The following is a 10,000-nucleotide window of genomic DNA, read 5'->3' on the forward strand; positions in this document are numbered from 1 at the left end:
CAGAAATTGGTAATCAAGTCGCTGTCCCCACTCCCGCGTTGACTGACGGTCAACATAGGTCGGGGGACGCAACCTGATTACCCCAAAATTCATCCCACACTGCCTTCGGTCAGATGTGGGGCTTCTTTTGGTTTGGGCTAAAAGTGCAGCAAAGCATCGCTCAACTCATTGCCCTAATTGACAAGCGCCTGGAGTAGCTGTCTGGCCTAACCTGTCTGGGGATTTCCGGTAATATCAAATCCGGTTGCATCTGAATCATTGGTAGGGGCTAAGGCTAGAGGAACTTTGTGCTGGCGACAAAGCTAATTGATGTTCCCTACTGCTTTGAACGAAGGGTTTTGCTTTATGAATGACCAACAAACGATCGCATACTTGAGAACTCCTTATAGAAACCCGGTTTCTTTACGTAAGTTCTGAGGTTGAAAAATTACTCACCCCTACTAGGCACAGCAAGGCTTTTTAGCCTTCATTTCAACTGCACCAACTGCACCAATATTTTGCTCTGGCGCAGTATCTCCCACCTTGACTACAAAGATTTCCCAGCGGTTACCATCCGGGTCAGTCACCCATACTTTGTCTTGGAGGGCATAGCAACAGTCGGTGTCCTGTTCTTCAAATAAACTTAAACCAGCTTGGGTAAAGCGGTCAATTGCAGCTTTCACCTCTGCGGTACTGTTAACTTGGATGCCTAAATGGGATAGTGCGCCGTGGGATTGTACTTTCTCGGTCAGGTTCAGGGTGAGATTAAGGGCAGGATTTTCTAGGTCGAATTTGGCGTAGTCGGATTTGTGCTTGACTGGGGTAACGCCAAACATTGCCCGGTAGAAAGCGACGGACTTTTCAATGTCAGTAACTTTCAGCGCCACGTGGGTTTTGAGAGTAGACATGACTCTTTCCTTTTGTATTTTTACAATCATCGAACTAAATGGGAAAAAAACAGTACCCCTGCTATCAAGTCATTAGCAGCAGGAATTCTGGCTGGACTTGGTTGGCAATTCCCCTGGGTCCAACTCCACAACTTGATTGCGGGTGCAACACTCTGCGTAGAAAAAATCGATTAACAGCTTGAGTGTCTCAGGGCGGATGCTGTACCAAATCCACTGTCTGTCCTTCTCCATATTCAGCAGTCCCACCTGACGCAGCTTGTCCAGGTGGTGAGACAGGGTAGGGGCAGAAATCCCCAAGTTTTGCTGAATTTCGCCTGCTGGAAGTCCTTTTGGGTAGGCAGAAAGCAACAGGCGCACGATTTGGAGGCGCGAAATCTGCCCCAAGGCAGCGAATGTTTCAGCGATTTTCTCGACTGAGGTCGCATCTAGAGGGGTATTTGTTTTTTCCATATTTATAAAAATATCAAAATAATGGGAGAATGTCAAGTGGTGAGGGAAAGCGCGACAATTGGTAAACTCTAGAGCATGATGAATGACCAACAAACGATCGCATACTTGAGAACTCCGGCGGCGATTCGGGAGAGATGCGATCGCATGTTTAAATTAGCGTGCGATCGCCAACTCAATTACTTTCGCTGCGACTTATCAAAATTAGACAAAACAGCGGATTACGTCATCGAGGTGATGCGGGAAAATTATCCCGATTTAAACATCCCTTTTCACAGTCGCTGGCGACATTTTGAGGTGGGAGATAGTGCGCGCCTTGCCGAATTAGATATATCTTTGGCGAAACTAACAGCAATTGAAAAAGCGAAAGTAAAATTCGATTTAGCCATTATCAGCGTTTTACTCGATGCGGGTGCGGGTGCAGATTGGCAATATTACGAACGGGAAACGGGACAGGTATTTCGCCGTTCCGAAGGGTTGGCGGTAGCGAGTTTGAGGATGTTTTGTCAAGGTGTTTTTTCTAGTAACCCAGAACAACCTTTACAAGCAGATGCAAAAGGACTACAAGCAATAACAATACAAAAGCTAGCCCCAGGATTTCAAGTCAGTCCAGAAAACCCGTTAGTAGGTTTAGAGGGGCGAGTTAAATTGCTGCAACGCTTAGGAGAGATACTAACTCAAAATCCGATATTTTTTGGCGAAGAAAACCGGCGCCCCGGCAACTTAGTAGATTACCTGCTCCAAAATAAAATAAGTACATTTTCTCACCAGCCCACCCGCCCCTCTGTCCACCTGCCTGCATCTTTGGTACTAACTGCCGTTTTAGAGGGAATTGGGGAAATATGGCCTGGGCGTTTGACCATTACACGAGTAAACTTAGGGGATGTCTGGATTCATCCAGCTTTAGGGGGGGAGAAGGAGAGCGTACGCTATATCCCATTCCACAAACTATCCCAGTGGTTAACCTACTCGCTGCTAGAACCCCTCGAAGAACTCGGCGTAGAAATTACCGGACTAGAGGAAATGACGGGATTGCCAGAATATCGCAATGGTGGATTATGCCTGGATATGGGATTGCTCCAAGTCGCGAGGGAGGATATGCTTCAGGAACGTCACTTGCCTGGATCTGAGGTGATTGTTGAATGGCGGGCATTAACCGTGATTCTTTTAGATCAAATTGCCGCAGCAATTCGCGAAAAGTTGAACCTGAACGAATCCCAATTACCCCTAGTCAAAATTTTACAAGGAGGAACTTGGAATGCTGGAAGAAAAATTGCCGCACAATTAAGACCAGGTGGGGTTCCGCCAATTCAAATAGAAAGTGATGGAACGGTGTTTTAATTTCAGATTAATTAAATAAGTAAGAAAAAATGAAAACCGAAGTTACTGTAATTGAGCATCCATTAGTTCAACACAAGTTGACGCTGATGCGTCAAGCTGAAACCAGTACGGGAAAATTTCGTCAACTTTTGCACGAAATTGGCATTCTATTAGCCTACGAAGTAACGCGAGATTTACCGCTGAAATACGAAGAAATTAAAACGCCGCTTGCCCCAATGTTTGCTCCTATGCTTGCGGCGGATAAGAAAATGGTAATTGTCTCGATTATGCGGGCAGGGCAAGGACTTTTAGACGGAATTTTAGAATTAATTCCTTCAGCAAGGGTCGGACATATTGGATTGTACCGCGACCCGAGCACCCACGTAGCAGTTGAATATTATTTTAAAGTTCCCCACGATATCGATCAGCGAGATGTGTTAGTAGTCGATCCGATGCTGGCAACGGGTAATTCAGCAGTTGCAGCGGTGGATAGACTTAAAGAAGTCAACCCGAAATCAATAAAATTTTTGTGCTTGTTAGCAGCACCCGAAGGTATTACCCATTTCCACGGGCAACATCCGGATGTGCCTATCTATACCGCTGCGATTGATGAATATTTGGACGAAAACGGGTATATCATTCCTGGACTTGGAGATGCAGGCGATCGCATGTATGGCACCAAATAAGGCAAGCGGTGTTTCGGGTTGCTTCGCGCGTTAATTATTAATCATTAACTGGTAGATTTCGACGATTTTTTTTGCTTTTTCTGACCAGGTAAATTCTCGAACTCTTTCAATTGATTTGGCAGACATTTTTTGCCTTAGTTCTTTGTTTTCAACCAAAATCTGAATTTTTTGGGTTAACTCTTGCGTTAAATAGTCTCTGGAAACGGGTTCGATTTTAAATCCGGTTTCTTCAGTTACATATTCCCCAATTCCACCATTGTTCGCCACAATGCAGGGAAGTCCACAAGCCATCGCTTCCAGTACCACTGCTCCCCCAAATTCTCGAATTGAAGCGAAGCAAAATATATCTGATTCTCGATAATAGAGAAGTGTCTCTTCTTGGTTAACCCAGCCTGTAAATTTGACAATTTCGCCTAAATTTAACTCCTGGACTTTAGCTTCTAAGCTGGCTTTTTCCGAACCATTTCCCACAATTGTTAGCACGATTTTTTCCTTGATTGAACCTGGAAGTTTACCGATTGCTTCAATCAACATGTCTGCACCTTTATAAGGTACTAACCTGCCTACAAAAAGTAAGTTAACCTTGTTGTTTTCTTTGCGGGTTTCCTGGGCATCTAAAAAAATACTTTCAATGCCATTTTCATAAAACAAGTTAATTTTGTCGTCTGGTAGTGAAAACAGTTCTTTCAACAGATTTAATGTAAAAGTCGAACCTGCTAATATTTTGTCTGCTTTCTTGTAAGTTTCTCTATAGCCTGGGACCAAGAATCGACCAACTGCTCTTAAAAAATTCAAGTAAGCAAATTCTTGTTTGGCTATATCTTGGAAACCTGCTGGAAAAGGAACACCGCCATTAACTGGCCCTATAAGAAAAGGTGTTTTCTTACATGCTTTAACTATTTTAACCGCATATCGAGGCAGCATTGGAGTGATTGCATGAACTAAGTCATATTCTCCCCGCAATACTTTATCTTTGAATTCTTCGTATACTTGGTGATTAAATTCGGCATATATTAGGTAATTCAATGCGTGGTAAAGAGGCCAATTTACTCTTCCCCTATTTGCCACTTTTGCGACAAATTTATAGTATATTCTGCTTAATTTACTTTCTGTTATGTAAACAACGTTTTCATGCTTTTTTTTATTTTCAATCGCCTGCTTATTTCTTTCATGGGTGACAAGCGTTGCATCGACTAACTTGCTAATTTCCTTGTAATAATTATATCCTACGAGGGGAACAGAAGCCCAATCTGGATTGCATTGTTCAATGACAAGTAAAACTTTTGGTGTTGGGTTACTCATGGGCTTGCCACTCTCCTTGTCTAGCTTAATTCAGTTTTTACGTGTAAAAAATATCTTTTACTTCTCTCTAAAGTAGCATTCATAATTTGCTTTTGTCAAGAAAGCTAGATTTGGTCGTAGGTTAATTTGATCGATCGCTTTTACATGCATGACTGCACTCAGCGATCGCGACTTTCTGGAATATAAGGAATACCCAATGCTGCGGGGGGTGTAGACTTTCCGGCTAATCCCACTAACGCGAATAGGGCAATAAGATAAGGCAACATGACTAAAAATTGATAGGGAATATTTAAATTAAAGGCTTGAATTCGCAGTTGCAAGGCTTCGGTTGCTCCAAATAACAGGCAAGCAAAAAATGTGCTAACGGGATGCCACCTGCCAAAAATCAAGGCAGCTAGGGCAATAAAACCTTTGCCTGCACTCATATCTTCTACAAAAAATTTGACGTGGACTAAGGCGAGATAAGCACCTCCTAATCCAGCCAGACAACCGCTGAGAGTCACGGCTACATACCGCACTAATTTAACAGAAATTCCGGCTGTATCGGCGGCGCGTGGGTATTCTCCAACCGCTCGCAAGGATAAACCGATACTGGTGCGAAATAAAATATACGTTAGAAGAGGAATTAATAAAAATAACAGGTAAACCAGAGGGTCTTCGTTAAAAAGAATATCTCCAATAATCGGGATATTTTTTAAGCCGGGAATGCCGATAATATTAATGCCTGGTAATGACTGCGCTTGTTTGCTGTTGAACAAAATACGCGCCCAGAAAGAAGTCAATCCCGCTGCGGTAAGATTAATTGCCAGTCCGGAGACTAATTGATCGACTCGTAAGGTGATGCAAAGATAGGCGTGGAGAATTCCCACCAATCCGCCGATGAAGATTGCTAATAAAATTCCTATCCAACTATTGCCGGTAAAAAAAGCTCCAGCAGCACTGACAAATGCGCCGGATAGTAACATTCCTTCTAAAGCAATATTTAACACGCCAGATCGTTCTGATAACAATCCGCCAAGCGCAGCAAAAGCTAAGGGTACTGCAAGGCGTAAGCTGGCAACTAGATAGTCAGTCAGAAAGTTAGTCATTAATTGATTTTAGATTTTAGATCGATGTTGCTTTGGATGGGGGTGTGCAAGTGCTAACTTGTTGAAGAAATTCAATAATTTTTAGAGGTTGAACGAAATGCTGTTTTAAATTTTATAGCAATCAGGACTTACGCATCGATCCCCCCAACCCCCAATGCCTTGGGGGGATTTCAGAGTTTACCGTGGGTAAGTTTTGGGAATATGCGACCCTTGCTGGCGTTGGGTATGTCAAGATACCCTGACACGAGCATCTCTGTTGTAAGTCCTATGATTTTAGCAACAAAATTGAGAAACAGACGCACTATGTCAAAAGGTCAAATCTACTGCTTTAGAGCGAGTTGTGAAGGTTCAAATAAGTTTAACAATGGTAATGTGCCGGGGTGGCTTTGTTTGGGGGTTAATTGGCAAGGTTATATGCTTTGGACGGTTCCAGAAGTTGTTGATGTGGCAAGACTATTAGGGGCGCTGGAATTTGAAGAAGATACTCCCTCTGAATGGATATCGCACCTGGAAAGTTTGGGATTTAAAGATATTACTCCAGTGTGTTGCGAGGAGATGTTCGAGTCTAGAGGGTATTCTTTTTAATCGGTAATTGGTAATGGGTAATGGGTAATGGGTAATGGATGATTGGTAATAGGAAAATCGATTACCAATTACCAATTACCAATTACCAATTACTAAGGATTTATCCGTCGTTCGATGGCAAAACTAATGGCAATGAATAATACGGTTAATCCCTGAATGGCGTAAACGACGGTGACGGGAACACCTGCACTGCGTTGCATGACATTTGCACCGCTGCGGAGGATGGCGAAAAAGACGGAGGTGAGGAGGATACCGCCAATGTTACCGCGACCCAGGAGCGCGATCGCAATGGCATCAAATCCATATCCCGGCGAAAAGCGGTCGAATAAGCGATATTTTAGCCCCATTACCTCACCCGCACCCGCCAATCCCGCCAATACTCCCGCTATCGCCATCACAGCAATGATAGTACCTTCTACGGACATACCTGCATAACGCGCGGCAACTGGATTTAAACCGACGGCTTCGATTTGATATCCTAGAGGCGATCGCGCCAAGATTACCCACAATATTACCGTCGCCAATAACCCAACAAAAATCCCCGCATGAGCTTGGGTTTGGGGCATAATAATTGGCAATCTGGCAGATTCAGAAATCAGCGAAGAATAAGCACTCGGCGCACCAGGTTCTTTTAACGGATTGTTTGCTAAATATCCAATAAAATTTAGCGCTACGTAGTTGAGTAATAAGGTAGTTATTACTTCATTTACGCCTCGCATTGCTTTGAGATATCCGGGAATGAATCCCCAAATTGCACCGAAAAGGAATCCTCCCAATAATGCCAGGGGTACGTGAATCAATCCCGGTATTCCGTGCCAGAATAATCCCACCAAGGCGCTACCGAGTCCACCCATGTAAATTTGTCCTTCTGCGCCAATATTAAATAACCCTGCTTTTAATGCCAGCAATACGCCTAAACTGGATAACAATAAAGGTGCGGTTTTGGTTAGCATATTGCCAAAACCGTAATAATTGGTGAGGGATTCTTGAATCAGAATGCCGTAAGCGGCGATCGGGTTTGCTTTTGCTAGCAGAATTAGAATAGCACCGACGAGTAGGGAGAGTGCGATCGCTATTAGCGGTGATAAAATTGGTAATAGTAAAGGTTGAATCCGGTTAGTTTGCATCACTTTGGGACTTACGTTTAGGCTCCCACAGACTGAAGTCTGTGGCTAGACAAACCAAGCCTGCCTACGCAGGCTGAGAATAGTTTTTGTATTTTAGACCGCGCAGGCGGTCTTTGTTTGTATAGCCGCGACTTTAGTCGTTAGGCGGAATTAAGCCGTAGCTTAGCAGGCTGAGAATAGTTTTTGTATTTTAGACCGCGCAGGCGGTCTTTGTTTGTATAGCCGCGACTTTAGTCGTTAGGCGGAATTTAGAAAAACTCTTATTGTAACCATAAAAGAGGTATAGGGTCATGTTCTAATATAGCCAATCCTGGTAATTGTTCTCTAAGCGATGAGTTTTTGATGTTTGTAAACTCTGGATCGCGTAAAGCCAGCATTTCTACACCAGCCAATTTTTGTATTACTGCTTTATCCCGTAAATACAATACCCCATCCCAAGGCGCAATATCTATAGCTACACCGTTGCAAGTAGCTTTCCAAAAACTATACTGTCGTCTACAGTATTCACTCCATCTCAAACCAGTAGGTTTTTTATTGTCAGCTTTAAAAATACTGCGTATTGTCCGGATAGGACTTCTATACAACCAATCATATTTTATATATACAGTAGGAATACCAGAGTCTTGAGCGGTATCAACACCAAATATCACAACATACTTGGATAGCTTGGCAAGATTCGGCTGTAAAACTACCTCTGCGGGAATTATTTTCTTAGCTGGTACAGGTGTTTGATTGAGTAAAGGTTGATAAAAATCTATCAAGTAAGATTCAGCTTTTGAAAGTAATTCCGGAGCGTTAGGACAAACCATCCAAGCTAACTTGATAGGACTTTTACGGTTAAGTTTGTTTAGCTGTTCAAAACGATGATGGTCTTTCCATCTTGTTAAGAGTTTAATTGCCTTACCTACGTACAAGACTCTCTGGTTAGAGTCAATGGCAAAGTAAATAGCCGGACAATCAGGTAAACTGTCCCGTTGTGCTAAATACTGAAATGGTAATTGAGATAAATCAAATTCAGGAAACATAAAAACTATGATTATGGCAATGGTGGAATGGTAAAATCATTCAGCGATCGCACATCATAAGACGCAGCAGCCACAGCCCTAACCAACCTTTCATCAAGCGTCAATAGCGGCGCACTAACTTGCTGAGAAAGCGCAACATAACACGCATCATAAGCGGTAATTCCATAATTCAAGCCGATATTAACAGCTTCCTCCATTAACTCAGCCGTCGAAACTACTCTTAACGGTAAAGCTCTCAGACTGCTTAAATTTCCCTGTGCTAAAGCAACAGCATAACGCCCAGCGCGGACATATTTCCAGAGGATATTAGCAGACTCGATATAAAACAGATCCGGGACGTATATTTCAGTTTCAGGATAGGAAAGGCGAGCAAACAGATCCACTACTTTAGAGGATAGTGGATCTGGAATAAATTGCTTGATGCCTAGACTTGCATCTACAACGTATCGGAGAGGTGTTGTCATCTATCGCGGTCTTCTCTTAGTAGAATGGTACTATCAGGTAATCCGAGATCTTGCGGAAGCGACTGGCGGCGTCGGTTGATCTCAGCTAAAATTTCTTGTACAGACTTTTTAGGCGTTTCCTCTTGTAGTGGTTTTGTTTCACTTTTCAAAGCACTTTCTAACAGTGTCAGTACTTGTGCATCAATTGAGCGATTTTGCGCTGCCGCTAATTGTTGCAATTTTTCATACAATTCATCGGGGACGTTTTCCAAGTAAAGGGTTGCCATAAATTCACCTGGGAATAGTTTTCCTCAATTGTACCTAACAACTATTGTACCCGCTACTCTTCTCTGGCTAAAACCTTACCACCTGTCATCAAATAACCGATTTGTTCGACAGTAGCGGTACTAGCATCTAGGATATCCACAAATTTTCCTTCATACATGACGGCAATGCGATCGCTCATCATCATCACCTCTTCTAATTCGGTTGAAATATACAGTATCGCCGCCCCTCTTTCTCTTTCTGCTAATAGTTTTTGCTGCACGTATTCTGTCGCCCCCACATCCAATCCCCGCGTTGGTTGCATGGCGATAATTAAATCTGGTTCCCCAGAAAGTTCCCGCGCCAAGACAACTTTTTGTTGATTTCCACCCGATAATTGACTAACTTTAACAGATGGATTTTCAGCCCGAATATCAAACCCGTTAATTGCCGATGTTGCATTATCATTTATTATCGGGTACTGAAGCAACCAACGACGACAGAAAGGCAACAAATAAAAAACTTTTAGAATCAGATTTCTAGCGATGCTAAAACTCAAAACTAAACCCATTTTTTGCCGATCTTCAGGAATATAGGCGATCCCCCCCCTACCCCCCCTTGCCAAGGGGGGGCTAAGAAGGAATCTTGTCTCCCCCCTGACAAAGGAGGGGTGAATCGTTCTTGTCGCTTCGCTTGGCAAGCAGGGATCGATCGTTCTTGTCGCTTCGCTTGGCAAGCCGGGATCGATCGTTGTTGTCGCTTCGCTTGGCAAGCCGGGATCGATCGTTGTTGTCGCTTCGCTTGGCAAGCCGGGATCGATCGTTGT

Annotated in this window: 11 protein-coding genes and 1 pseudogene; 3 read left to right on the top strand and 9 right to left on the bottom strand. The window is 43.3% G+C overall.

Going from position 1 to position 10,000, the window contains the following annotated elements; genetic code table 11:
• Positions 1 to 440: 440 nt before the first annotated feature.
• Both ACE1CM_RS45660 and ACE1CM_RS45665 read right to left on the bottom strand, forming a co-directional pair.
• Positions 441 to 887: an ArsI/CadI family heavy metal resistance metalloenzyme gene (locus ACE1CM_RS45660; RefSeq protein WP_374886236.1), complete on the bottom strand. Its 447-nt coding sequence runs from the start codon at positions 885 to 887 to the stop codon at positions 441 to 443.
• Between the two features lie 72 nt (positions 888 to 959).
• Complete coding sequence (locus ACE1CM_RS45665) at positions 960 to 1,337, bottom strand: ArsR/SmtB family transcription factor (protein WP_374886237.1); 378 nt, start codon at positions 1,335 to 1,337, stop codon at positions 960 to 962.
• Between the two features lie 75 nt (positions 1,338 to 1,412).
• Here ACE1CM_RS45665 and ACE1CM_RS45670 point away from each other — a divergent pair, with 75 nt between their 5' ends.
• Positions 1,413 to 2,675, top strand: a complete 1,263-nt coding sequence (locus tag ACE1CM_RS45670) for a URC4/urg3 family protein (protein WP_374886239.1) — start codon at positions 1,413 to 1,415, stop codon at positions 2,673 to 2,675.
• A gap of 29 nt (positions 2,676 to 2,704) precedes the next feature.
• Positions 2,705 to 3,340 (top strand): uracil phosphoribosyltransferase, encoded by a 636-nt coding sequence (upp, locus tag ACE1CM_RS45675; RefSeq protein WP_374886241.1) that lies wholly within the window; start codon positions 2,705 to 2,707, stop codon positions 3,338 to 3,340.
• 30 nt (positions 3,341 to 3,370) lie between these two features.
• Here upp and ACE1CM_RS45680 read toward each other — a convergent pair whose 3' ends face one another.
• Positions 3,371 to 4,642 carry a glycosyltransferase family 4 protein gene (locus ACE1CM_RS45680; RefSeq protein ID WP_374886242.1) on the bottom strand — a complete coding sequence of 424 codons (1,272 nt, stop codon included), beginning with the start codon at positions 4,640 to 4,642 and terminating at the stop codon, positions 3,371 to 3,373.
• Between the two features lie 158 nt (positions 4,643 to 4,800).
• Positions 4,801 to 5,730, bottom strand: a complete 930-nt coding sequence (locus tag ACE1CM_RS45685) for an ABC transporter permease (RefSeq protein ID WP_374886243.1) — start codon at positions 5,728 to 5,730, stop codon at positions 4,801 to 4,803.
• A 303-nt stretch (positions 5,731 to 6,033) separates the two neighbouring features.
• On the opposite strand from ACE1CM_RS45685, the gene ACE1CM_RS45690 reads away from it, so the two are divergent.
• Positions 6,034 to 6,315, top strand: a complete 282-nt coding sequence (locus ACE1CM_RS45690; RefSeq protein WP_374886244.1) for a hypothetical protein — start codon at positions 6,034 to 6,036, stop codon at positions 6,313 to 6,315.
• Positions 6,316 to 6,407: 92 nt separating this feature from the next.
• On the opposite strand, the gene ACE1CM_RS45695 is transcribed toward ACE1CM_RS45690, so the two are convergent.
• The 5 genes and pseudogenes from ACE1CM_RS45695 to ACE1CM_RS45715 all read right to left on the bottom strand — a co-directional run.
• Positions 6,408 to 7,442 (bottom strand): ABC transporter permease, encoded by a 1,035-nt coding sequence (locus ACE1CM_RS45695; protein ID WP_374886250.1) that lies wholly within the window; start codon positions 7,440 to 7,442, stop codon positions 6,408 to 6,410.
• A gap of 260 nt (positions 7,443 to 7,702) precedes the next feature.
• On the bottom strand, positions 7,703 to 8,467 hold the full coding sequence (locus tag ACE1CM_RS45700) for a GIY-YIG nuclease family protein (protein ID WP_374886245.1): 765 nt from the start codon (positions 8,465 to 8,467) through the stop codon (positions 7,703 to 7,705).
• Between the two features lie 11 nt (positions 8,468 to 8,478).
• On the bottom strand, positions 8,479 to 8,931 hold the full coding sequence (locus ACE1CM_RS45705) for a type II toxin-antitoxin system VapC family toxin (RefSeq protein WP_374886247.1): 453 nt from the start codon (positions 8,929 to 8,931) through the stop codon (positions 8,479 to 8,481).
• Positions 8,928 to 9,197 carry a hypothetical protein gene (locus ACE1CM_RS45710; RefSeq protein ID WP_374886249.1) on the bottom strand — a complete coding sequence of 90 codons (270 nt, stop codon included), beginning with the start codon at positions 9,195 to 9,197 and terminating at the stop codon, positions 8,928 to 8,930. The genes ACE1CM_RS45705 and ACE1CM_RS45710 overlap by 4 nt, the downstream gene beginning before the upstream one ends.
• 53 nt (positions 9,198 to 9,250) lie before the next feature.
• Positions 9,251 to 10,000: pseudogene (locus tag ACE1CM_RS45715) on the bottom strand (hypothetical protein); the annotation flags it as partial.

The organism is Microseira sp. BLCC-F43 (assembly GCF_041929235.1).
Lineage (GTDB): Bacteria > Cyanobacteriota > Cyanobacteriia > Cyanobacteriales > Aerosakkonemataceae > Microseira.

Excerpts from the sequence above, each read along its gene's own strand:
- ACE1CM_RS45710 (WP_374886249.1), bottom strand. The coding sequence starts at position 9,197 with ATGGCAACCCTTTACTTGGAAAACGTCCCCGATGAATTGTATGAAAAA.
- ACE1CM_RS45705 (WP_374886247.1), bottom strand. The coding sequence starts at position 8,931 with ATGACAACACCTCTCCGATACGTTGTAGATGCAAGTCTAGGCATCAAG.
- ACE1CM_RS45665 (WP_374886237.1), bottom strand. The coding sequence starts at position 1,337 with ATGGAAAAAACAAATACCCCTCTAGATGCGACCTCAGTCGAGAAAATC.
- ACE1CM_RS45700 (WP_374886245.1), bottom strand. The coding sequence starts at position 8,467 with ATGTTTCCTGAATTTGATTTATCTCAATTACCATTTCAGTATTTAGCA.
- ACE1CM_RS45680 (WP_374886242.1), bottom strand. The coding sequence starts at position 4,642 with ATGAGTAACCCAACACCAAAAGTTTTACTTGTCATTGAACAATGCAAT.
- ACE1CM_RS45695 (WP_374886250.1), bottom strand. The coding sequence starts at position 7,442 with ATGCAAACTAACCGGATTCAACCTTTACTATTACCAATTTTATCACCG.
- ACE1CM_RS45660 (WP_374886236.1), bottom strand. The coding sequence starts at position 887 with ATGTCTACTCTCAAAACCCACGTGGCGCTGAAAGTTACTGACATTGAA.
- upp (WP_374886241.1), top strand. The coding sequence starts at position 2,705 with ATGAAAACCGAAGTTACTGTAATTGAGCATCCATTAGTTCAACACAAG.
- ACE1CM_RS45670 (WP_374886239.1), top strand. The coding sequence starts at position 1,413 with ATGATGAATGACCAACAAACGATCGCATACTTGAGAACTCCGGCGGCG.
- ACE1CM_RS45690 (WP_374886244.1), top strand. The coding sequence starts at position 6,034 with ATGTCAAAAGGTCAAATCTACTGCTTTAGAGCGAGTTGTGAAGGTTCA.
- ACE1CM_RS45685 (WP_374886243.1), bottom strand. The coding sequence starts at position 5,730 with ATGACTAACTTTCTGACTGACTATCTAGTTGCCAGCTTACGCCTTGCA.